General features: G+C 70.1%; 19 protein-coding genes and 1 pseudogene. 13 read left to right on the forward strand and 7 right to left on the reverse strand.

Going from position 1 to position 23255, the window contains the following annotated elements; all coding sequences use genetic code 11:
* Positions 1 to 296 precede the first annotated feature (296 nt).
* Both OG595_RS01325 and OG595_RS01330 read left to right on the forward strand, forming a co-directional pair.
* On the forward strand, positions 297 to 1259 hold the full coding sequence (locus OG595_RS01325; RefSeq protein WP_329266921.1) for a helix-turn-helix domain-containing protein: 963 nt from the start codon (positions 297 to 299) through the stop codon (positions 1257 to 1259).
* Between the two features lie 324 nt (positions 1260 to 1583).
* Positions 1584 to 2219 (forward strand): MBL fold metallo-hydrolase, encoded by a 636-nt coding sequence (locus OG595_RS01330; protein WP_329266922.1) that lies wholly within the window; start codon positions 1584 to 1586, stop codon positions 2217 to 2219.
* Positions 2220 to 2840: 621 nt separating this feature from the next.
* On the opposite strand, the gene OG595_RS01335 is transcribed toward OG595_RS01330, so the two are convergent.
* Positions 2841 to 3803 carry a relaxase domain-containing protein gene (locus tag OG595_RS01335; RefSeq protein ID WP_329282557.1) on the reverse strand — a complete coding sequence of 321 codons (963 nt, stop codon included), beginning with the start codon at positions 3801 to 3803 and terminating at the stop codon, positions 2841 to 2843.
* A 14-nt stretch (positions 3804 to 3817) separates the two neighbouring features.
* Positions 3818 to 4135 carry a hypothetical protein gene (locus OG595_RS01340; protein WP_329266924.1) on the reverse strand — a complete coding sequence of 106 codons (318 nt, stop codon included), beginning with the start codon at positions 4133 to 4135 and terminating at the stop codon, positions 3818 to 3820.
* A 742-nt stretch (positions 4136 to 4877) separates the two neighbouring features.
* On the opposite strand from OG595_RS01340, the gene OG595_RS01345 reads away from it, so the two are divergent.
* The 4 genes from OG595_RS01345 (at position 4878) to OG595_RS01360 (ending at position 8172) form a co-directional block, all read left to right on the forward strand.
* A complete protein-coding gene (locus OG595_RS01345) occupies positions 4878 to 5162 on the forward strand; it encodes a hypothetical protein (protein ID WP_329266926.1) in 285 nt (94 codons plus the stop codon).
* Positions 5163 to 5291: 129 nt separating this feature from the next.
* On the forward strand, positions 5292 to 6329 hold the full coding sequence (locus OG595_RS01350) for a hypothetical protein (protein WP_329266928.1): 1038 nt from the start codon (positions 5292 to 5294) through the stop codon (positions 6327 to 6329).
* A 271-nt stretch (positions 6330 to 6600) separates the two neighbouring features.
* Positions 6601 to 7596 carry a Fic family protein gene (locus tag OG595_RS01355; protein ID WP_329282558.1) on the forward strand — a complete coding sequence of 332 codons (996 nt, stop codon included), beginning with the start codon at positions 6601 to 6603 and terminating at the stop codon, positions 7594 to 7596.
* Positions 7597 to 7716: 120 nt separating this feature from the next.
* On the forward strand, positions 7717 to 8172 hold the full coding sequence (locus OG595_RS01360) for a hypothetical protein (RefSeq protein ID WP_329266930.1): 456 nt from the start codon (positions 7717 to 7719) through the stop codon (positions 8170 to 8172).
* 45 nt (positions 8173 to 8217) lie between these two features.
* On the opposite strand, the gene OG595_RS01365 is transcribed toward OG595_RS01360, so the two are convergent.
* A complete protein-coding gene (locus OG595_RS01365; protein ID WP_329266932.1) occupies positions 8218 to 8430 on the reverse strand; it encodes a hypothetical protein in 213 nt (70 codons plus the stop codon).
* A gap of 425 nt (positions 8431 to 8855) precedes the next feature.
* Between OG595_RS01365 and uppS the strand changes: the two genes are divergently transcribed.
* Both uppS and OG595_RS01375 read left to right on the forward strand, forming a co-directional pair.
* Positions 8856 to 9542 (forward strand): polyprenyl diphosphate synthase, encoded by a 687-nt coding sequence (gene uppS / locus OG595_RS01370; RefSeq protein ID WP_329282561.1) that lies wholly within the window; start codon positions 8856 to 8858, stop codon positions 9540 to 9542.
* On the forward strand, positions 9539 to 11002 hold the full coding sequence (locus OG595_RS01375) for an oxygenase MpaB family protein (RefSeq protein WP_329266934.1): 1464 nt from the start codon (positions 9539 to 9541) through the stop codon (positions 11000 to 11002). Before uppS ends, OG595_RS01375 begins: the two co-directional genes overlap by 4 nt.
* 99 nt (positions 11003 to 11101) lie before the next feature.
* Here the strand turns inward: OG595_RS01375 and OG595_RS01380 are convergent, their stop codons facing one another.
* Positions 11102 to 12379 carry an IS701 family transposase gene (locus OG595_RS01380; RefSeq protein WP_329266935.1) on the reverse strand — a complete coding sequence of 426 codons (1278 nt, stop codon included), beginning with the start codon at positions 12377 to 12379 and terminating at the stop codon, positions 11102 to 11104.
* Positions 12380 to 12743: 364 nt separating this feature from the next.
* Here OG595_RS01380 and OG595_RS45255 point away from each other — a divergent pair, with 364 nt between their 5' ends.
* The 3 genes from OG595_RS45255 to OG595_RS45265 are packed head-to-tail and all read left to right on the forward strand — an operon-like array spanning position 12744 to position 13978.
* Entirely contained in the window at positions 12744 to 13349 is a 606-nt protein-coding gene (locus tag OG595_RS45255) for an IS110 family transposase (RefSeq protein ID WP_443072938.1), read from the forward strand.
* A complete protein-coding gene (locus OG595_RS45260; RefSeq protein WP_443072939.1) occupies positions 13316 to 13543 on the forward strand; it encodes a hypothetical protein in 228 nt (75 codons plus the stop codon). The genes OG595_RS45255 and OG595_RS45260 overlap by 34 nt, the downstream gene beginning before the upstream one ends.
* Before the next feature lie 6 nt (positions 13544 to 13549).
* Positions 13550 to 13978, forward strand: a complete 429-nt coding sequence (locus tag OG595_RS45265) for a transposase (RefSeq protein ID WP_443073317.1) — start codon at positions 13550 to 13552, stop codon at positions 13976 to 13978.
* 265 nt (positions 13979 to 14243) lie between these two features.
* On the opposite strand, the gene OG595_RS01390 is transcribed toward OG595_RS45265, so the two are convergent.
* Positions 14244 to 15308, reverse strand: coding sequence for an RICIN domain-containing protein (locus OG595_RS01390; RefSeq protein WP_329266936.1), 1065 nt, complete (start codon positions 15306 to 15308; stop codon positions 14244 to 14246).
* Positions 15309 to 15769: 461 nt separating this feature from the next.
* Complete coding sequence (locus OG595_RS01395) at positions 15770 to 16672, reverse strand: hypothetical protein (protein ID WP_329266937.1); 903 nt, start codon at positions 16670 to 16672, stop codon at positions 15770 to 15772.
* A 289-nt stretch (positions 16673 to 16961) separates the two neighbouring features.
* On the opposite strand from OG595_RS01395, the gene OG595_RS01400 reads away from it, so the two are divergent.
* Positions 16962 to 19835, forward strand: coding sequence for a helix-turn-helix transcriptional regulator (locus OG595_RS01400; protein ID WP_329266939.1), 2874 nt, complete (start codon positions 16962 to 16964; stop codon positions 19833 to 19835).
* A gap of 176 nt (positions 19836 to 20011) precedes the next feature.
* Here OG595_RS01400 and OG595_RS01405 read toward each other — a convergent pair.
* Positions 20012 to 20941, reverse strand: a pseudogene (locus tag OG595_RS01405) (AMP-binding protein); the annotation flags it as partial.
* A gap of 414 nt (positions 20942 to 21355) precedes the next feature.
* On the opposite strand from OG595_RS01405, the gene OG595_RS01410 reads away from it, so the two are divergent.
* Positions 21356 to 23251 (forward strand): hypothetical protein, encoded by a 1896-nt coding sequence (locus tag OG595_RS01410; protein ID WP_329266941.1) that lies wholly within the window; start codon positions 21356 to 21358, stop codon positions 23249 to 23251.
* The last annotated feature ends 4 nt before the right edge of the window (positions 23252 to 23255 follow it).

Here is a 23255-nt window from a genome sequence, read left to right on the forward strand (position 1 = left end):
TCTCCTAGTAATGGGCCAGGTTGGTGACCTGCGGGGATTCTCCCTGTGGGGCGCTGACCTGGCTTTTTGACGATTGGTGGCGATGGGGTGCGACGGTCTTGAGCGGGTGTCTTGCGGACTGTGTGCGGACTGCTGGAACTCCGTGCGGGGTCGCGTCCGACTCCGGAGTCCACCGAGGAGGAGTCCACCGAGGGCGAACGCGAGGGCGCCGGGGTGGCTACCGCGGTGCAGCCCGGCGGGCCCGTGGTCTGGCAGGATCGGTGGTATTTGGCGACGTCGCCGCGGAGGAGGTCGGAATGGTCACTGTGATCGATGCGGAGCAGTGGCCCGCGGCCGCTCGGCCCGCGCGGTGGCAGGACGCGCTCTGCGACCTTTACGCACCCCTCTGGTTCACCCCGCTGGGGTCGGCCGTGCGCGGCCGGATCACGGTGGGCGAGGTCGACCGGCTCCGGGTCACACACTCGATAATGGGGGCCTCGACATTGCGCTCCCGGCCGGTGCGTGGTCGCGCGGCCGCGCCGGTGACCGTGGTCGTCTCCCTCGCCGGGAGCACGACTCTGCGCCAGGGCGGGCGGGAGACGCACCTGATGCCCGGCGACCTCGCCCTGATCGACCCAGGCCGCGAGTGCACGGTCCTGTTCGCCGAAGACGCCCGGTCGACCACGGTGTCCTTGCCGGCCGGTCTGCTCGGCTTGACCCCCGAGCGCGTCTCCGCCGTGTCCGCCACCCGTGTCGCCGCGTCTGATCCGGCGGCGGCGACGACCGTGGGCATGTTGAAGCCGCTGGTCGACGGGCTGGGCGTGCTCACCCGGCGGCAGGAGGAGCGGGTCGCCGACGCGCTGGCCCACCTGCTCGGTGCGTCGCTGACCCCTCTGGTTGAACAGCTCCCGCAGCCGGACCGGGTGACCGGGCTGCGTCACAGCGCCCTGGACTACGTCGAGCGCCATCTCGGCGATCCGGGCCTGGGACCGGTCACCGTCGCCGCCCACCACCACGTGTCCGTCCGGCAGCTCCAGCGCGCTTTCGAGGAGGCCGGCCAGACGCTGACCGCCGTGATCCGCGCGCGCAGGCTGGCTGCCGCCCGGGCCGCCCTCGCCGATCCGGAGCGGGCCGAGGAGACGATCACGGACATCGCCGTCCAGTACGGGATGACCGACCTCGCCGGGTTCAGCAGGCGCTTCCACGCCGCGTTCGGCGTCGCGCCCCGTGATTTCCGTCGGCGGTGCCTGGGCCGCTCCCCGGAGATCGCCGCGGGCTGACTGTCGCGAATTGACAAGCCGCGCGACGCGTGCGGACAAGACTCCCGTCGTCGCAGGCCGGACACTTGTTGGCAGGTCGCGCGCCGTCGGCGCGCGCTCGACGAGGAGGCACGCGCGTGCAGAGTGACCCTGCCCTGGGCCCATGCGATCGGCTCAGCGCGTGAGCCCGGGTGGCACCGTGTAGATGTGTCGATACGACCCCGGCTCCTTCGATCGGTCCCAGGTACCGCTCTGAGTCGCGGCATGGCTCGGGACGGTAGGGATCGGCCTCCAATGAATGCCGTGCCTCGCCCGGAGGCACGATGAGCCCGTGAAGGTCACGACATGAAGGTCATGAAGAAGTCGCACGCCTGTGTCCGCCTGGAGAAGGACGGTCAGATCCTCGTCCTCGACCCCGGGGTCTTCAGCGAGGCGGACGCTGCCGTCGGCGCGAACGCGATCCTCATCACGCACGAGCACCCCGACCACTTCGACGAGGAGCGGCTGCGGGCGGCTCTGGAGGCCAACCCGGCCGCCGAGATCTGGACGCTGCGGTCGGTCGCCGAGCAGGTCTCCGCGGCCTTCCCCGGACGGGTGCACACCGTCGGCCACGGCGACACCTTCACTGCCGCCGGCTTCGACGTCCAGGTCCACGGTGAGTGGCACGCGGAGATCCACCCCGACGTTCCGCCCATGACCAACGTCGGTTACCTCATCGACGGCGGCAAGGTTTTCCACCCCGGTGATGCCCTCACCGTCCCCAACCACGTGGTCGAGACGCTGATGCTCCCCGTCATGCCGCCCTGGGGCAAGATCGCGGAGGTCATCGACTACGTCCGCGAGGTGAAGCCCCAGCGGGCCTTCGACATCCACGACGCCCTTGTCACCGACCTCGCCCGCCCGATCTACGACAGCACGCTCGCCGCCCTCGTCGGCGCGGAGCACCTGCGGCTGGTGTCGGGGGAAAGTACGGCTCTGTGAGTGTCAGTACCGCCGCGCAGTACTGTAATCGTCACGGTTGTGCAGTCACGCGACTCCGAACCTGGCCATCGCGGACCGGCAGGTATCCGGGGTACGTCCGTGGCGTCCAGTACGCACCCTGAACGCCGGATGGCCCCGGCCGGGCGAACGACCGGGGCCCCGGTCCTCGCATCGGATGAGGTCAAGACCGTGACCTCGGGATCTGTCGGGCGCGTGCGGGCAGCGGCAGGACAGCGGCGCCCTGGCGCAGGGCGTCGTTTTCGAGCGAGAGCTGCCGGATGGCCTCTTCATACAGAGCCAGGGTGCGGCGCAGGTCCGTGTTCTCCTGCCGCAGCCGCTGCAGGTTCGCCTCCCTGCGGTCGCTGGTCTTCGTCGCGGGCGGCGGGGGGAGTGTAAATCTAACGGCCCTGGCTCACTTCCGGTGGTAGCAGGCAGTGATGCTCGTTACCCGTAGCGATCTACCCAGCTCAGGTTGCACGTCGACTCGGAGCCATGAGTTCACCAAAGGCAAGACAACGAGGTCCCGCGCGGGCATCCGCGCGTCCCCACCAGGCGTTCCTCTGATGACTTTCCGTCACCACCGGAAGTGAGCCAGGGCCAATCTAACGGCGGATCTGACGATCATGGGAGAGACGTCAAGTGACTGACACCGCCGTGGAGTTGGAGACCGTGGAGCCTGTTCTCCCGCACCACCGCGCCAGCGAGCACGGCCCGGTCGTAGCTCAGCCGGAGGCGGGGTACCTCCCACTCCCCCGCGCCCTGGTCCGTCCGGGGCGCAGCCGGCTCGCCGGAGTCGGCGGAGGGCTGCCGGCCCGGGTCGGGCACGGGAGTTGGTGGGCGGGGCCGGGCGGGGAGGTCAGCCAGGGCCCACCGTGCGGTGTAGAGGCGGTAGTCCGACAGCAGACCGAGCGTGGTCTTCGGCTCGCTGATGTCCAGGCAGTGCGTGGAGATGGCGGCAGCCACGATCAGATCATCCAGGCCGGGGTCGCGGCGGCGGCCGCGCAGGACGAGGGCGAGGTGGCGGCGGGCTTCGGCGAACAGGTGCCGGCGGTGGAAGCGGCCGCCGTCGTTCATCACGAACACCGTCGCGGTGACGTCGACGGCCGCCAGGGCGACGTCGACCACGGCGGCGACCCGGGCCCGGATCGCCGCCACCGTGGCACGGGCGTACTCGAGGAGGGAGTTGATGATGTCGACGGCCACCCCGGAGGTGAGGATCGCGCTCGTCTTCCACCGCTCGCGCAGCTGCGCGAGCGGCTGGGTCTTCTGCTTGGGCGGGCGGGTCTTGCGGGCGGCCATCCCGTTCAGTTTGGCGCGGGCCCGTTCGGAGACCACGGGCAGGAACTTCAGCTCACCGTTGTCGTCGACGGCGGTGACGTACTCGTGCTCCAGGTCCTCGAGACAGGCGGCGATCTGGTCACTGCGCCGGGCGGTCCAGCGGATCAGCTCGTGCGGCACCCCGGCAATCTCCATCACGGGCCGGCGCCCCGGGGTGACGGTGCGCGGCTCGGTCGCCAGCCCCAGCACCTCGCAGACCTCCGCGGCCACGAGCTCGTTGTAGAGCCAGCACGCCCCAGGATCAATCGCGGGTCAGCCCGTTAGAACTCGCTGTCGATGCCGGTGACGATCGCCGCGCCCAGCGGGGCGTCCTCCTCGCTGAAACCGCTGTCGCGCAGCGCCGTGGAGACCAGCCGTACCGCTTCGCTCTCGGCCCCGGACTGGTCCGCGGCCTCGACCTCGACCCGGGCCGCGAACATGCCGTCCTCGTCGACCGTCAGCAGGCTCAGCTCCTCGCTCTCACCCAGGCCGGTGTTCTTCGGGTCCTGGGGTCGGAGGCTGCGCTCGACGGCGGAGCAGGTGTCCTCGGAGATTCCGTGGACGAACGTGCCGGGCACGGTGATGACGAACGTGGTCACAGGGACTCCTTCCGCGGGTCCGCCGGGCGCCGGGTTCCGCGCGCGGCGGACGGGACATGGCCCGTACGGACCGGGGTGCGGGCGGCCAGAAGCACGACGCCAAATCGGTCGGTACATGCCCCGGCATCGCGTGCCCTCCTGACGTTCGTCCGCTGGTTCCCGGCTCGTACTCGATGCGACTGCCCCACCTACGGCCGGGAATGCCGACCTCGTCCTCTCTCCGTTTCCGGGGCACTGTCACCGAGGTGCCGTCCGCTACCACCTCGAACCGGGCGGTGATAGCCCCAACGGGACGCTCTGGAGCGCTGCCCCGTTGCACGCTGGGGTCAGCGAGAGGGGAACCGGCGCCGGAAGCGGGTCACGCGGGGATGGTGCGGGCGGCCGGTGTCGCAGCGCGAGCCGGGCGCGGCACTGGAGCCGGATGCGGCGGGCACCGTTGAGGACCGAGACGGTGAAGGCCGGCATGGTTGCCTCGCCCGCTACGAAGATCACAACCTGTTCGTGATCCTCGCGGGGAAGCCCCTCGTGCGCCCCACCCGCCTACCGCCAGCGCCGCCGCCGTGTTCTCCAAAAACTCCTCCAACGCGTTCTTGAAGTCGGCGACCGCTCGCGCGGTCGCCTTCAGGTACTCGGGGTCACAGGCTGCGTCCATGGCGGTGATCCTCACATGGGCAACCGCGCACCCAACAGTGTCCGCCCGGGGTGCGGTGGCAGCGTCGAGCGCCGGCACGGGTGTGGTGACATGGCTGGCGTCGCCGAAGAGCAGGAAGGCGATGGCGGCGGCGATCCCGTCGGGTTCGCCGATGCGCTGCAGGCGGAAGCCGCGTCGGAGGGTAGGTCCGTGGTGGTTCAGCTTGTCGGCCGGCGCACGGCTGAGGCAGTCGGCGAGCGGCCCAGATGTCGTCCCGCCCATGTCCTTGCTCTTCCTGCGTGGATGTTCACGCTACGCACTGTCGTCGATGTGCAGCGTCCAGCGAAACGTGAAGCCGCTGTGGGATCCGAGCCGGGTGGCAAGTCCGCGCAGTGAAATGCCGTCGTTCCGCTGTCGACGTCGCTCACGCGGGGACAACCATTTGTTGACGTCACGAGTCTTCGTCGGTGATCACGTTGTGATCGTACTGACGAGGAGACCATCATCACCGCCATACGTAAGACCTTGACTGCCACCGCAGTTGTCGGCGCCGTCCTGGCGGGTTCCGCAGCCTGCGGCACCGTGGAGCAGCTCACCGCCGGGAAGAAGCTCGACGAGGCCGTCGAAAAGCTCGCCAAGGAGAAGACGATCTCCTTCGAGCTCGATCTCGACACGGACGCCCGGAGTCTGAAGGCGCTGGACGCCTCGATGGATCCGGAGCCCGGTGAGGAGATGCCCACCGCGATCGCCGACCTGTTCAGTGGCGCGAAGGTCAGTGTCACCGTGCAGTCGAAAAAGCCGATCGGGGAGTCTGGGGAGAAGGACTACGTCGGCATGGCGCTGAAGATCAGCAACAAGGACGGTGACATCACCGAGTACCGGATCCTCGGTGACTACACGTACATCCGCTCCGACGTGAACGCCCTCGGCAAGGCGATGGGCTTTCCCGTGCCGTCGGTGAAGGACCTTCCCCCGGAGGCGAGCGGGCTCAAGAAGGTACTCGAGGGCGAGTGGGTGAAGATCAACAACAAGGAGATGGAGCAGACCGCCGCCGAGATGGGAGCGGAGCCCGGTGCGACGCCCGCGCCAGAGTCCACCCTCGACGCCAAGGCGCAAAAGCAGATACTGGAGGCGCTGCGCGAGACCGTCGCCCGCGAGGTCGACTTCAAGACCGCCGGAGACAAGGACGGTTCCGAGCACATCACCGCCACCGCTCCGTTCCGTACGCTGATCACGGAGTTCCTCGGCGAGATCCGTCCGCTCGCGAAGAACTTGCCGCCGGGCATGGAACTGCCCAGGGTCGAGGACCTCAAGGACGCCCCGAACGCCAAGGTCACAGCCGACTTCACCCTCAAGAACGGAGAGCTGACCGAGGTCTCCGTCGACCTCGCAAAGCTGGCCAAGAACGCGAAGGTCAAGAAGCTGGGCCTGGTGGTGCGGATGAGCGAGGGCCAGAAGCCCACGGCTCCGGCCGGCGCCACCGAGCTGAACATGGACGAGATCCTGGGCGGGTTCGGCACCACGATGATGGACGAGGGGGCCTTCCTCGAGAACGCGGCGTAGACACGCGCCAGGTCACGCCTCGGGTCAGGCGGGCGAGGGGTGTTGCGAACGCGCTGCGGCGAGCCCCTCGTTGGCACAAAAAATTGTGAATGTGGCGGAGCTGTGGGCGGCGAGGGGCACTGTCAGCTTTGACGCACCGTCAGATGATCAAGAAGGTGATTTGTAGTCTCCACCTCCGATTCCGCGAATGAAGCGCCGAATCGGCCTGCCATAGGGAGGATCTGGCGGGGGTTCTCCTTCTTGATCATCTGACACCCAGTCAAAGTTGGCAGTGCCGCGCGAGTGGCTGGAACACCTCGCCGCCTGGTTCGAGGCCTACCCGCTGGACCTCAGCGCCATCGAAGACCAGCGGATCCTGTGGGAACGCGCGGCGCGGAACCTGATTCTGCAGGTCGTCGACCGCACGGGGTGCGGCAGCGGCTGGCACAACCACTGCCGCCAGGTGCTCGCCTGGTTCCTCGACCGCTGGGGAGTCGCGGTGGAGGTAGCCAAGGGCCTGGTCGAGGAGGCGGTCGGTGGACGATTCCACAACTGGACGGGCCCTGACACGGTGGTCATCGGCGACGTCGCTGAGCAGCTCGCTCGCTCTCTACAGCCGGGCTGCGGCGGTACTCGAGCAGCCGTCCAGGCTCAGGACCACTTGCAGCGCTGGCTCGCGATCCGCGCGTCGGTGCCGTGGCACGAGATCCCGGATGCCGGCGCGGACGGACCAGTGGCCGACCTTCGCGACCGTCCCGCGGAGGACATCCGGGCCTTCGACGGCGCCATCGACCCTGCTCGGGCCGAAGGCCGGCTCCGCGCCCTCGAACTGCTCCGGGCCGACGCGGCACGCGGAGCGCGGCTCGACTTCGCGTTGCTCAGCACATGGCATCAGCACGTCCTGGGTTCTCCGCAGCCGCCGCCATTCCGCACCTCCTCCGCATTCGCCAAGGGCGGCCGGGAGCGTTACGGCCTCGGACCGGACACACCCGCCCGCTTCGACACCAGCCTGGCCGAGAGCGCAGCCACCGCCCGCGCCGCCCGCACCTACCTCGACGTCTGTTTCTTCCACCCCTTCGACGACGGCAACGCCCGGTCCGCCCTTCTCGCCCTAGTCTTCGTGCTGGCCCGCGAGGGCGTCGCACTCGGTTCAGTCGGCCTTCTGCGCCGCGTCACCTTCGAGGCCGACCACCCTCAGGACCCACTGACCCTCATCCGCTATATCAACATCCACCTTGCGGAGATCCGCGGCAGCGCCACCGACCCGACCGTCTCGGCACCGGGGTGAGCACTCGAGTCGGCGAACGCCCACGGATCCGGATGAGCCAGAGACTCGGCCGGACCACGTAAACACGCGCGAAGCGAAATGGCGATGCCGACTCCTGGCCTGCGCAGGCAGGATCTCTCCATGTCGACCGATGTCAGCGGAATGATCGAATGCCGGCCGGGTGCCCGCCTATGGGGCCCTGACGACGAGGACTCCGTATGGGAAATCGGCCTCGATCTCTTCCTCCCCCTCAACAGGGGCAATGCCTACGACGGCCTGGCCTGCCTCTTCGGAGTCCGAAACTCCTTCGGCTTCCGTCCCTTGTCGGAGGATCGCGGCTTCCCGGACGACGCCTCTGACGGGCTGCGAGGTGAGTTGGCCGGCTACGGCGGCCCCCACAATGCGCACGGGACAAGCTGGCTGACCTGGGCCGAGCTGGACACCACGGACTGGCAGGAGACCGACGCCTCAGGCACACGAACCCGCGCCTCAGCTGCAGAGATCGACACCGACTGGGGCCGGGTCTGGAGCGTCGTGCGCATCCTCAGCGAGGTCCATGGGACCGAGAACGTACGCCTTGTCGTCTGGTTCCACTGACTCGTGGCTTCGTACCTGGTTGGCCAGACTGGCCAACTGCGGCGCTCAGTCACAAGCCCTTTGACCTGCGACTTCAAGTTGGCGGAGGCTCATTGCGGTGTGAGAGGAGATGCCGAACAGGCGCATCAGGTAAAGCGGGTCGTCGACCTCGAATGCCTCGTCGCGGATCCGGTCCCGCCGCAGCGTCGGCATCGTGAGTCCGGTGGGCCGGAAGATGGCGGTGAACGCTGTGCCGATGGGCGAGTGAGTGGTGTCCACCGCGGTCCATCGATCTATCAGCAGATGGTCACGCTCCAACCCGCGCACCGATTGGAGCTTTGAAAGGACCTGTGCGCGAGTTCGCCGCTCTGGCACTCGGACGGATTCGGTCGTACGAGTCAAGGGTGAAGGCCACCAGTTCGGCCGGTCAGGGCCCTTTCGCGCTGTCAGACTCCCGGGAGGGAACGCGCCGGTGGGGCGTGGGCGAGGCGGGAGCAGCGAGGCAGCGTGGGCGTGACCGAACGCGGCATGTCCGGTCGTGCCGCTCCGGACGGGCAGGGCCGGGCGTGACGGACCACTGCGTGCCGCGCGCACGCGCGGTAACGGAGGACCCGCCGGGCGGGCGACAGCGCGACGGCGGACCAGGCGGGCATCGGCGGGACGAGGGGGCGGCGCGTGCGGGGCCGCGGCACGTGGCCTGCGTGATGGACGGCAACGGCCGTTGGGCGCAGCGGCGTTCACTTCCCCGTACGGCGGGTCACCGGGCCGCGGAGACCACCGTCATCGACGTCATCGAGGCGGCCCGGGCCGTCGGCGTGGAGTGGCTCAGCCTGTACGCCTTCTCCACCGAGAACTGGAACCGCCCTGGCACCGAGGTCGAATTCCTGATGCGCCTGGTGCGACGGGTTGTGCGCAAGCACGCGCCGCTGCTGCTCGCGCGCGGCATCCGCTGCCGATTCCTCGGGGTCACCGACCCGCGCATCCCCCGTGAACTGGCCCAGGACTTCGACGACTTGGCGGTACTGACCGCCGGCAACCGGGGGATGACGCTGACCGTCGCCTTCGACCACGGCGGGCGCCAGGACATCGTCGAGGCCGCAAGGTCGCTGATCCGCAGCGGGACGCCCGCCGACGAGGTTACCGAGCAGCTTTTCGCGGGCCACCTGCCTTTCCCCGACACCCCCGATGTGGATCTGGTCATCCGCACCTCCGGTGAGCAGCGCATCTCCAACTTCATGCTCTGGCAGGTCGCCTACGCCGAGTGGGTCTTCCCCGAGGTGCTCTGGCCGGACTTCCGGGCTCCCGACTTCCTCGCCTGCCTGCACACCTACCGGCGCCGCGACCGCCGCTTCGGCGGCGTGCCCGCCCGGACGAACGGAGACCCATCATGACCACGGAAACCACGGGAAGGGCCGACGAGGCATCCTTGTTCGGCCCGGAATCGCAGTTCAGCGCCTTCTTCGACGACCCGCGCTGGGCGCTGGCCATGATCCGCGCCACCGTGCTGGAGGCCGCTCACCCGCAGATCGGCGCCGCCCTAGCCGACAACTCCACCTTCGTCGCCCACCCCTGGCGTCGGCTGCGCAACACCTTCCTCAGCATGCGGCGCATGTTCGGCACCGACCCGGCGGAACGGGAACGGGAGGCCGCCCGGCTCAACCGGCTGCACGCCCGCATGAGCGGCTCCGACTCCCGCGGCCGCGCCTACGACGCGATGGACCGCGCGACCCGCGCCTGGGTGGTCGCCACCCTCTTCGAGAGCGGCGTCACCATGTGCCGGCTGAGTGGCCAGCCGCTCGACCAGGACACGATGGAGCGGATGTACGCCGAGTACCGTGCGTTCCTCGCCGCGCTCGACGGCGACGCCGCAGAACTCCCCGAGGACCTGAACGACTTCTGGCGATACTTCGACCGGGTCGTCGAAAACGAGCTGGAGAACACCGAGGCGGCCCGCGTCATCCTCTACCGGCTCTTCGACCACCTGCCCGCCCCTGCGCTGCTCGACGGCGCGCCGACCCTGTGGGCGGCCGGCCGCGCCGTGGTCGGTCCGCTCCTCGGCGCGATCACCGTCGCCTCGCTCCCCGAGCCCTACCGGCGCCGGGCCGGCCTACCCGAGATGCCCGGCGCCCCAACCCTCATGCAAGGCGCCTACCTCGCCGCCGGACTCGCCCGATTCCTGCCCGAAGGCTGGATCAACGCCGAAAGCATCATCGAAGCCCTCTCCCTCTCACCCGACAGCGACGACCCCCGCGCCCGCACCGTAACCGCCCTGCGCGCCCGCATGAAGCGGGCATCGGCCCTGCTCCGCCTCCTCACACCGCTGAGCGGCGACACCAACCCCGACCCGGCACCTACGGCGGGCACAGAAGACAACCGACGCTCGGCGGACGACTTCTTCCGCCGAGTGCTGGACCAGACCGGCGACGGCCACCTCGACTGGCCCGACCTCGCCGCCATGGCACGCGAACTCTCCACCCGCCTCGACCTGGACGAACCCGAGGAGACCCGGCTCTACGACGCCTTCGCCGCCTGGTGGCGCGAGCTCCAGGCCGCCCTCGACACGGACGGCGACGGCCGCGTCAGCGCCGACGAGTACGCCGCCGCCGTCCCCTCCCTCGCCGGACCCGCGCTCATCCGCGTTGCCGAGGTCCTCTTCGACGCCACCGACAAGGACGGCAACGGGACTATCGACGCGGACGAATACCGAACCCTCTTCCGCACCGCCTTCCACCGCGACCTCACCACCACCCACGGCGCCTACGGCCGCAGCGCCTTCGTGGGCGACTTCCTCTCCTTCATGGCGGGCCGCCGCACGGGCACCCCGTACGACCCCCTCCTCGCAGACGCCTAGTAGGACTCCGTTAGGTTGCTCTGGCTCTTGGGTTTGGGCTGGTGGCGGAGGTTCTGGGCAGGGGGCGGTGGCAGGTGGTGCAGGTGCCGGTCCAGCAGTTCAGCAGGTCCTGGATGGTGTCGAGGATCTGGTAGAGGGTGAGTCCGCTGTATCGGCTTTTGGGGCCAGGCGCTGTTCGGTGAGGAAGGCGTGGGCGGCGGTGACCAGGGTGACGTGGTGGTGCCACCCTGCCCAGGAACGTCCTTCGAAGTGGTCCAGGCCGAGGCCGTGCTTGAGTTCCCGGTAGTCGTGCTCGATGCGCCAGCGGATCTTGGCGAGGCGGACCAGTTCGGCCACCGGGGTGCCGGCGGGCAGGTTCGACAGCCAGTAGTCGGTGGGTGCTTCGGCGTCTTCGGGCCATTCGGCCAGCAGCGTGACCTCGGGCAGGACACCGTCCCACGAGCCCTCCTGCGCGGTGGCGGCGGCCTGGGCCAGACGGCGGGCCCTGACTCCGGCCGGCCGCACCCGCAGTGCCAGGAAGCGTGAGCGCATCGGTCCGCGGGAGCCTTCCCGCCAGGTCACCTCGGTGAACGCCTCGCGCCCGTGACCAGCGGCCAGAACGGACACGGAGGACGGCTTGTCCCGGTAGCGGGGCTGCGGCTTGCGGCCGTTGCCCGACCACGGCGGCGTGACCGGCTCGGCGTCGCAGCAGTGGACGGTGACATCCGAACGGACTGCCACGACATATCCGATGCCCCGGCTGTCCAGGCCGTCGCGGAAGTCGGCGTTCTGCCCGTAGCCGGCGTCGGCCACCACCACCGGCGGCACCAGACCCCACCCGGCCAGCTCATCGAGGGTGTCCAGGGCCAGGCGCCACTTCTCCCGGTGCCCGACCTCATCGGGCACCTGGCAGCGACGCCGGCGTTCGGTATCGCTGTCCCACTCCTTCGGCAGGAACAGCCGCCACTGAAGCGGGACGGAGGCGGTATCGGTGACCGCGTGCACGCTGACCGCCACCTGACAGTTCGCCTGTTTGCCCAGGGCCCCGCAGTACTGATGGGCCACGGCGACCGACATCTTCCCGTCCTTGGGAAACGACACGTCGTCGATGGCCCAGGCATCCGGGCCGATCAGCGGCACTATCCGCTGCGCGATCCGCCGCCGCACCGGCACCGGATCCCAGGTCGACTGGTTCACGAACTGCTGCAGGTTCTGCTCGTTGCCGTCCGGCAGCCGCGCAGCCATGGCCTGGATGGACTTGCGGCGGCCGTCCACCATCAGTCCCCGCAGATAACAGTCACCCTTGGCCCGCTGGTCCTTCCGCGGCACCGAAGAGAACACATCAGCCACGAACAACGCCAACTTCGCCCGAGCACGGTTCACTTCATGTGCGTCCACACACCCACCATGCCGCTGAACACCACCGACAGAAAGACCTAACGGAGTCCTACTAGAAGGTCGATGAAGATCTTGGTGAGGGGCTGTCCGGCCGTCAGGCCGGACAGCCCTCCGGTCATGTACCGGCCGGCCTCCTCGGTGGAGGGAAAATGAGGTCGGGTGCCCGGTAAGCCGATGACTCTTTGATGCCGGTGAGTTCGACCGACAGGATGGCGATGGGGATCTGCTAGCGGACTTCGGTTTGCGCCACGGCTTCGGCCCGGAGCGCGCGTGTCAGACTCAGCGACTTCCCGGATCCCTCCGGGCACCCGTCCGATCGGTACACGTGGGAGGGATACCGCGGTGGCCAGGCAGGACGTGAAGGATGAAGTCATCTATCTACGGGCGGCGAGGCTGGACCTGGGCAAGCGGTTCCTGGTGGCTTGCGTGCGCACCCCGGGCGGGGACCCGGTCGCTGGAGACGCAGCGGTTCGAGACCACCGCGGCCGAGATCCGGCAGCTGCTGGCGTGGCTGCTCGAGCTCCGGGGGGAGGTGGTGGTCCTGGAGGCCGCCTCGGGCTACTGGCGGCACCTCTACTACACGCTGCAGCCGCAGCTGAACCTGATGTTGGTCAACCCCGCCCGCCTCAAGGGCATCCGGGGCCGCAAGAGCGACTCCAGCGACGCGTCCTTCCTGGCCCGGGCCGGCGCGTCGGGGATGGTGATGGGCTCGCTCGTGCCCCGGCGCGAGATTCGCGAGCTGCGTGATCTGACGCGGTGTCGCACCGCGGTGATCACGGCCCGGGGCCGGGAGGCCCAGCGGCTGGAGAAGGAACTAGAGGACACCGGGCTGAAGCTGTCCTCAGTGATCAGCGACATCACCGGGGCCACCGGACGGGCCATCATCAACGCCTTGGTCCAGGGGAGCGTGACCCGGGGACGCTGGCCGACCTCGCCGTGCGCCGGGCCCGCAGCAAGATCCCGGCCCTGATCGAGGCACTGGAGGGCACCTTCACCGAGCACCACGCCTTTATGTGCCGCCACTACCTCGACGAGCTCGACCACCTGACCGCGGTGGTCGAGTATGTCGACGCCCGCATCGCCGCGCTCCTGGCCCGTCTGAGCAGGGACCAGGACGTGGACCGCCTCGACACCATCCCCGGTATCGGCCGCGCCGCCGCCTAGATCATCATCGCCGAGACCGGCGGCGACATGGCCCAGTTCACCACCGCCGGACACCTCGCCTCCTGGATCGGGGTCTGCCCAGGAATGAACGAATCCGCCGGCGTCAACAAGTCCGGCCGTACCCGGTCGGGCAACAGCAGCCTCAAGCGCATACTCGGCGTCGCCGCAATGGCCGTGAACCGTAACAAGGAAACCTATCTCAGCACGTACTACCGGCGCGTCGCTTCGCGCCGCGGCAGCCTACGGGCCCTGGTCGCGGTCATGCACAAGCTCGCCATCGCGATCTGGCACATCCTGCACGACAAGACCGACTACCACGACCTGGGAGCCGACTACTTCACCCGCCGCGACCCCGAACGCACCATGCACCGCATCACCCGACAGGCCAGCGCACTCGGCTTCACCGTCCGCTTCGACCCCATCCAAGCCGCATGAACACACGCCAGCCGCTACCTCGCTGAACTGGGCTCATCTCTCATTTTCGGACCAGAGTCCAAGCTGAGGGCCGCGGACAAACATTCGGCCCTGCATCTCAGTCTCTCGCGGTACTCGATCGGCGGCGACTTGAACGGCCGATGATCGACAACGAGGGAGCGGAGCGCGACACATGAACCGGCCCGGGTTGCGCACGACAGGTGCGCGCGACCCGGGCCGGTTCGCCGTCCGCCCGGGCAATGCCCGCGGCGGCGACCGCCACTCGTCAGCTGATCGGAGTCAGCTGCCAGAGCTCGGAATCGGCCCCGTTGTCGGTGTTCTGGAGCGTGCTCGCTCCGGAGTCGGTCGAGGCTCCGGAGACGTCCAACGGGAGCCCGCTGCGCACGTTGACCAGCTTGACGTAGCCGCCGTCGGCGTCGATCACCTTCCACAGGTGGTCGTCGTGGCCGTTGTCGTCCCATTGCACGGCGGGGGCGCCCGCATCGCCGGAGCCGCCGGCGATGCCGAGCAGCAGGCCGCTGTTGACGTTCTTGAGCTTGTACTGGCCGTTGCCGGCGGAGATCAGCCGCCACTGCTGGTTGGCGGTGGCGTCCGCGGTCTGCTGCATGACCCCAGCGTTGTACTCGGTGGAGGCGCCGTCGATCCCCAGGTCGAGGTTGCTTTTCTTGTTGACGATCTGCATCGCCGGGGCCGTCTGGCCGGCGATGGTGACCTGGTCGGGGTAGGCGGCCACCAGTGGGTCGGTGACCGAGGAGGGGGCGTCGGTGTTCACCACGATCCGGTCGCTCATCCCGTCGTAGTGGGCGGCGGCGTAGTAGAACTTCGAGCCGTCCGGCTCGATCTGCGCGACGGCGGCGGCGATGACCTTCTGGACCTGCGCGGCGGTGAACTTGGCGCTGCGGGTGGTGGCCGGGGTGGGCCAACTGGTCGAGGTGTCGCCGTTGGAGTCGATCCAGTGCTGCGGGATCTGCAGGTTGTTGATGTCACCGGTGTAGTCGGACGGGAAGATGATCGTCGGGCCGCTGTTCGGGTCCTGGAAGGCGGACAGGGCGCAGTTGTAGTCGGCCATGGCCTGCAACTGGTCGCTCGCCGTGGTCGCGCCGCGGTTGGACGTGAGCGAGGTCTGCGGCGCGCACGTGGCGGGCGGGGTGTTCGCGGACGGGCCCTGGATGACGACCTGGTCGGGGTACTGGGCGGCCAGCGGGTCGGTGATGGACGAGGGGGCGTCGGTCTGCGTGATCACCCGGTCGCTCGTGCCGTCGTAGGTGACGGCCAGGGAGTAGGTGGTGTCGCCGTTGGGCTGGATGGCGGTGGCGACCGCGTTCTGCACGCTGTTGACCTGGTCCTGCGTGAACTTGGCGCTTTTGGCGGTCGCGGGGGTGGGCCAACTGGTCGGGGTGTTGCCGTTGGAGTCGGTCCAGTCGCTCGGGTGTTTCAGGTTGTGGATGTCACCGGTGTAGTCGGACGGGAAGATGATCGTCGGGCCGTTGTTCGGGTCCTCGAACGCGGTCAGGCCGCCGTTGTAGCCCGCGAGTTCCTGAACCTCCTCCCAGTCGGCGCCTGGGGGCGGTGGCGGTGTCAGCGTGTGCGGGCGCGGTCGGCAGCAGTGACCCGCTCGCCAGCAGAAGCGACAGGAGGGCGAGCAGGGCGGAGCCCGGCCGCTCCCGCAGCACGGAGCGCGTGCGGTGCGGCGCCGGCGATGCGTTTTCCGACATGGTCTTCCTTGGGTCCGAGGGGAGGGCGATCACGGCGGCGTCCGCGTGGCCGGTTGTGTCGAGAGTCGAGCCGGTTTCAGCCATTGTTACCGTCCCTGCACCGGTTGATCGCTTCGCAGCCGCGGGTATACGGGTTCGCCGCGATCCCGGGCGTGCCGAGGTCGGTGTTCCTGCCGAATTGGGCGCTCGGGTCGGAGCCCGGGTCGTAGGTGATCTGCGCCTGGACATGGGCGGGATTGCCCATGAAGCGGTCGTACGAGAACGACTGAGTCCTGAAGTCGATCCTGCCGTTGTTGAGACGCGCCCTCATGCGGTACACGCGCACACCGATGACCGCGGTGTTCGGGATGCGGTGGATGTACGCCCACTCCTGCTGGCTCGCGTAGCGAGACAGCGCGGCGTCTCCGCGCACCTGGTCGGGGATGTACAGGGCGTTTCGCGCCATCGTGGAATCGATGACGTACACGTAGGTGTCCGCCTCCACCCAGCCGTTGGCGCAGTTATTGGTCCGCCACAAACCCAGCCCCGGAATGGGAGACCACTGCGCGATCGGGCGGCCGAGCCGGCACGCGGGCTGCGCCGCCGCCGAGTCGAGATTGCGGCCACCCTGGCTGCGGGCGAAGACTTCCGACTCCGACAGTGACGCGCTCGTGGAGATGTAGCCGCTACTGGCGCTGTTGCCGCCTTGCACGTGGCGCCGGATGTTGTAGTCGCCGCCGACCGCCGTGAAGCCGTTGTTGAAGATCTCGTACGGCGCCCGCGAGTCCCCGCGGTACACCTGGGTCGGCAACTGCCGTTCGCTGACGGTGTCGTTGTTGGAAACGTTGGAACACGAGGAGGAGTTGCCGAAGCCGCTCGGGCAGTTGCTCCACCCTGCCGCGTGCGCCGGGCTGGTCGAGACGACGGCCTGGGTCAGGATGATCGCGACGGCGGCGAGGAGCGCCGCGAGTGCTGATATCCGGTAGCGCATCCGCCGCATGGGCAGAAGCGTTTCTGCTCGATTGAACATGAGCTCTCCGTGTCGGGGAGTGGTTGCGGCCGTGCCACTGCACGCGCCGGTTGGAGTGCGAGATCGTCCTCACGCGTTATCGCGCTTTCCACCTGTGTGGATGGCATCGAAAATGCAGGTGAAGGGCAGGCCGGAACAATGGGGGACGCACCGAATGGGTAGGCGGCCGTCCTAGGATGGGTAGGGCCGATGACGCTGGCCGCCCCGGCGGCCACTGCGGGTGACCGGATAGGGGCGTCCCGTGAAGGACGGTGGTGGTGTGGCGATTCAGCAGGGATCTCAGGGGCTTGGCCGGGGCTTCGTGTTCGTCGGTCGCCGCCACGAACTCGACCTGCTGCTCGCCGCTATCCGGCAGCCACCGGCCGTGGTGATGGTCGAGGGCGACGCCGGCATGGGCAAGTCCCGGCTGGTACGCGAAGCCACCACGATCCTGAAGTCGGAAGGGTGGCGGGTGATGACAGGCTTCTGCCACCCGCTGCGTGAGCCCCTGCCGTACGGGCCGGTGATCGACGCGCTCGGCAAGATCGGTCCGTGGCTGCCGGACGCCGCCCTGCCGCCGACCGCCGGCGCCCTGGCCCCGCTGCTCCCGGACCTGGCCGACCGCCTACCGCCGGCGCCGGCAAAGCCGCAGGGCCCGGGCGCAGCGCGCCACCAGATGATCCAGGCCGTCCGCTCCGTGGTCGACGCGGTCGGGCGGGTGGTCCTGGTCGTCGAGGACCTGCACTGGGTCGACGACGCCACCCGCGAACTGCTGCTGCTGCTCGCCCGCGACCTGCCCGACCAGTTCGCGCTGGTGGTCACCTACCGGGCCGAGGACCTGCCGCCAGGGGCCGCGGCCTTGGGCGCTGCCTACCGCCCGCCACCCTGCGCCAGCGGCACGGTGATCCGGCTGTCGCCGCTGACCAGGACCGACGTGGCCGAACTGGCCGGTGCCGCGCTCGGCGCCCAGGCCACGCCCGAGCTGTGCGCGGCGCTCCATGGCCGCAGTGAGGGCCTGCCGCTGGTCGCCGAGGAAGACCTGATCACGCTACGGGACCAGGCGCGCCCGGACGTCGGGGAACTGGAGCGGACCGAGGTGCCGGGCAGTCTGCGGGAAGCGGTCACCGAGCGTCTGACATCGCTGTCACAGGCCGGGACGGCGGTCGTGGACGCGGCGGCCGTACTGGGAGTGCCCGCCTCCGAGGCGCTGCTCGCCGAGGTCGCGGGACTGGACGGCGACACGGCCGCCGGAGCTCTGACAGAGGCGCTGCGGGCAGCGGTGCTGCGCGAGACCGACACCGGCCAGTACGCCTTCCGCCACGTGCTGGCCCAGCAGGTCGCCTACCGGCAGATCCTCGGGCCGCGCCGGGTCCGCCTGCACCGGCGTGCCATCGACGAACTCCAGACGCACGACCCGCTGCCGCTGGTGCAGATCGCGCACCACACGCTCGCCGCCGGCGACCGGCAGGGCTGGCTCGATCGCACCGAGCAGGCCGCTGAACAGGCCGTCGCGCTGGGCGACACCGGCACCGCGAGCACGCTCCTGCACCAGATCCTGGCCCGGTCTGGAGCGGACACCGAGCGACGTTCCCGGGCCGCGCTCACGCTCGCCCGTATCGTCAACTACGGCGTCGACTACGCGGCGACCGTCCGCGAGCTGCGCGCCGTACTGGCCGATTCGCTGCTGCCTGCGGCCACCCGGGGCGAGATCCGTCTGGGACTCGGTATGACCATGCTCAACATCGACCGCGACGCCGCCGGCTTCCGCGAGCTCGAACACGCCGTTGACGAGCTGGCCACCCTCCCGCACAAGGCGGTGAAGGCGATGATCGCGCTGGCCCTGAACGACCTCGACGGCGCCGCCACGCAGGGGTGGACATGGCTCGGCCGGGCCGAACGGGTCGTGGCGGACGGCGCCGACGAGACGAGCCGGATGGCGGTCCGGATCACCCGGCTGCTGCTGATGGTCAGAGACGGCGATCCCGCCGTCTGGCCGTTGGTGGACCGGCTGCCGCGGCGCGGCGACGGCGTGGTACTGAGCCAGACCGTTTTCGCGCTGTACAACCTCACCGAGCTGGCCATCCAGCTGGGCCACGACCGGCGGGCCCGCGCCCTCCTGGTCGAGATGAGGGACCTGGCAGGCGGCGCGGACGGTCGGCCGTTCGAGGGTCTCGTCCACGCCCAGGAGCTGCGCGTCGACCGGTTGGTCTGCCGCTGGGCCGGCCTGGACGCCGAGTACGCCGCCCTGAAACGTGCCCACCCCGACATGAGACAGGCCGACGTCGACCGACTGCTGTACCAGGGACACCGTGCCCTCGCCCAGGGCCGGTGCTCCCGGGCCCTCGAACACTTCGTCGCCGCCGCCGAGCGGGGAAGCACCGTGTACTCGGTGGACGTCAGAATGTGGATCGCCGCAGCCCTCACGGCTGTCCGGCTCGTCCAGCGCGACCCGCAGGCGGCCTGGGCGACTGCCGAACCGGCGTTGTCGACGTTGCGTGGACTCGGTTCCTGGACGCGGACCTTCGGCCTGCTTCCCGTCGCGGTCGAGGCTGCGTTAGCCTGCGGGCACCACGGGGCGGCCGAACGTCTCGTGACGGACGCCGAGTCGGGTGTCCGCGACCGGGACGCGCCGGCTGCCCTGGCAGAACTGGACCTGGCCCAGGGGCTGCTGCTTCTCCGCGCCACCGGACCGACCGCAACCCCCGAGCGGGTGAAAGCCGCCGAGCACTTCGCCGAGTCGCAGCGGAGGTGGCAGGAGATCGGCCGCCCCTACGAGGTGGCCAAGGCCGCGGAACACCGGGGCGACGCGCTGACGTGCGCCGAACCGGAGGACGCGGCCGGACACCTGGCCGAGGCCCTGCGCACCTACACCGATCTGGGCGCGACCGGTGACGCCGCGCGCTGCCAACACCGCCTGCGTGAAATCGGCGTGGCGGCGGTGGGGCGCCGTGGCCGGCGCGGCTACGGGAGCGAACTGTCGCCCCGGGAACTGGAGGTCGCGGAGCTGCTGGCGGGCGGCGCCACCAACCAGGACATCGCCGAGACCCTGTTCCTGTCCCCGCGCACCGTCGAGAAACACGTGGCCCGGGTGCTGACGAAGCTCGGCAGGTCGAGGAAGGACGTCCACACCGCCCCGCCGGACTCCCCCGCCTGACACTTGGAGGGGGGCTTGTTGGTGTGCAGACGTGCGTGCGGTGTGCGTGCCTGCGGCGGGCCGTCGACCAGGACGGCATGGTGCTGGACATCCTCTTGCAGAACCGCCCGGACAAAGGCTGCGTGTGGACGATCGCGTATTTTCGCGATCGTCGACACGTCCCGCTCCTCGTACAGCACCTCGGCGGACCAGCCGGGCAGTGGCCGGCCCATCGAACCGGGCGGCACCGGCGTTCGGACGGCGTCGGCCCAGGCAGGCGCGACGACCATGCCGTGTTGGGTCTGCCCGTAGTGGTCGCGCACGGGCACGCCGAGGGCCTGTTCCGACCAGGCGACGACCTCGGGGGTGAGCGGCTCCCCGGCGGAGGAGGCCCGCCGCAGCCGTACCCCGTCCGGGACCGGGTCGGGAGCGGCCCGCAGGCTGCGGTAGACCGTCGGCGCGGCCGCGAAGTTGGTGACACCGAACGCCGCCATGACCTGCCAGGTCAGGCCCGGGCCGAAGCCGGCGTGCAGCAGCAGGCTGCGGCGTCCGGCCGCCAGCGGACCGAGGATCGCGTAGTAGAGGCCGTACGCCCAGCCCGGGTCGGCGGCGTTCCAGAACACGTCGTCCTCGCGCACGTCGAGGCCGAACTCCAGATACGCCTGGAACGACGCCAGCGCCCGGACGGGAACCGGCACGCCCTGGGGGGTGCCGGTGGTGCCCGAGGTGAACAACAGGACCAGCGGAGCGTCCGGCCCCGTCGCGACCGGGCGGCCCTGCGGCTCGTCACCGGAGTACCGGGAGAGCAGTTCGCCGAAGGACAGCTGCGCACCCTCGGGGGCGCCTGCGGCGACCACGGTCAGCCAGGGGGCACTGCGTTGACGGAACTGGGCCCGTCCTGTTGGGGTGGCGAGACGGGCCGCCATGTCCTGCTGGCCGGCAGGGGCCCGCTGACGGCTCCCCGGCTGTTCGCCGGGACTCGCATGGCATCGCGTACAACCGCCGACTCCGCATCGCTCCTGGTGGACGGACGACTCGGGTGCGTGTACGCCCGTCAACAGCGGACCCGAACCGGTGGCGAGGAAAACACACCTCAGGTGCCCGCATCGGACGACATCGGCATCCATGCGGAGAGTCGCAGTGTCCCGGGTTCCTGTTACCGGCCTGGTTCGGTACCAACGTGCCGTGCAGATCCAGTACGAGTTGTCCGTGATGTGCGAGATGCCCTTTCGATCGGAGCCCGAACCGCGTTCGTGGCCTCTGGGGCCGATATCGCTTGTTGCCCCTGTCGTTGACGGTCCGGGGCTGTCGCTCGCCCCGACTGCACCGGGTGGTCGCCCATGGAGGCGTGTCCGCCGAGGGGCGCGCGTCCTTGCCGGGTTCGGCGACAACGACGCGTTCTCCACCACCACCCGGGTTCAGGCGCCGTCGCCCGCGCGACGGTGCCCCAACACTCCGGGCGGCGCCGACCGGTGACCCGGGCCGGATTCACTCGTTTGACGCAACGGAAGGTCACACCCCACCCGGAAAGGATCCTCCTCATGCACCTTCGCCCGTTCCGGCTCCGCACCAAGGACGCCGGGCTCCGCGTACTGGACGCCGAGTCGGTCCTCCTGGAGCAGTACGGGGACCTCGTACGTCTGGCCCATCTCGTTCTTCCCGCGTCGCTCGGCCGACATCGCCGGGTGCTGCTGGCGCACTCCTTGGTGCAGGGCGCCCTGCCCGGCGCGCGGACCGGCCCGGTCGAACGGTCGTTGTGCGTGGCGGTGTTGCAGGGCGCTCTGGCGCACGGACGCCGTCCGCGTCTGTGGCCCCGGCTCCCCTTCGTCGTGGGGCTGCGACTGTTCCCGCGTTCAGGCGGGGCTGCGGAACTCGCCTTGGCGCAGCGGCTGTCGGGGGTGTCGGCCGCCGGGCGCGCCGCGTTCGTCCTGTGCGTGGCGCACGCGCTGCCCGATGCCGTCGTGCACGACCTGCTCAAGGACGCCGGTGTCGCCGACCCGGCTGCCGCAGTGCGTGCCGCGCGGACGGTGGAGACGGGTCTCGGGGAGTCGGCCGCCACGCTGCTGGTGGCGCAGGAGTTCGATGCCTGTGCCCTCCAGGCGGGCCCCACCGATCTGGTGGGCCGCCGGAGGCGGGCCCGGCTGGGCCTGGGGGTCGCGGCCGTCGCCGTGGTGACCTCGGGGGTGCTCGTGGCGACCGCCGCCGGTGGCGCGGCTCCCCCGGCGGACCGGTCCGCGCCGGTGGCGGCCGGGGGCGCCGGGCCCGCGGCGGACCTGGTGCGGGCGCCGGCCGGGCTGTGGGACAACACCTCGCGCGTCGACTTCACCGCGTGGCCGGCCCGGGGTCCCCGGGTACGTGACGAAGCCCTGCTGGGCCGCGCCCTGGCGTCGTGGACGCACAGGTCCGCCGGGACCCGGGTCGTCCTCGCCGCCGCCACGACCGCGAACCCGCCGGTGTCCGCGCCGCAGTTGCTGTACGCGGGCGAGGTCGACGGCCGTGCCGTGGTGCTGCTGTACGACGGCCGGCGCCTCGCCCGCTACAGCGAACCCGGTTCCTCGGGGCGGGCACCAGAGCTGAATCTCGCCCGGGTCGACGACGCGGACGTGACGACGGCCGCGGCCGTCACGCTGGGCGCCGATGACGGCCACGCGCGCTATGTCCTGGCGCCTTGGGTCGCCGAGGCGCAGACCCGGGACCTGACGCGGCCCGAGGTGCTCGGCCGGCCGCTGCACGTGACGGCGGACGGTGTCACCGATCCGGTGCCGGTCGTTCCGGCGGCGGACCGCTGCGGCAGCCGTCCGGTGCTGCAACTGCGGTCCTCCGCGCGGATCGCCGAGCGGCACGCCTTCCTGCTCGCCGGGCTGGGAGACCTGTCCCCGGTTCATCTGACCTACACCCCGCTGCCCGGGCGCGGGACGCCTCCCGCCCGGCAGCCCCGGGAGGCCACCGGTACGGCGGCGCTGCTGGCCTGGGCCCACCAGGCGTGTTCCCTGGAATCGCCGGGGAGCACCGGTGTACGGGCCGTCAATGTCTGGGACTTCGCCGAGCAGGAGCTGCCCGACGGTGGCGGGCGCGCCGTGTGGAGCTGTGCCCGCGCGGACGGCTGGCGGGGGTCGGGGGAGGTGACCGTGTCGTTCCGGACGAGCCGGGACGCGGCCGGCGCACCGGCCCGCGCGGTCGCCCGGGCGCAGGCGACCGCCGCGTGCAGCCGGTTCGGCCAGCACGTCGTGGCCGCCCGGGGCTGGCGTTCACCGAAGAACCGCTGGTTCGTGCTGGCCGCGGGCAGCCGTGCCGTGGTCCGGCTCTCGGTGAGCGGGGACGTGTCCGCCGTCAAGGGGGCGCGGACACTCGCGGTGCCCGCGTCCCAGGAGCCGCGTGTCGTCGTACGAGCGCGGCTGAACACGGGTGAGGAGCTGGGCGGCATCGGTTCCCGCTGACCCG

This window comes from Streptomyces sp. NBC_01451 (assembly GCF_036227485.1).
Lineage (GTDB): Bacteria > Actinomycetota > Actinomycetes > Streptomycetales > Streptomycetaceae > Streptomyces.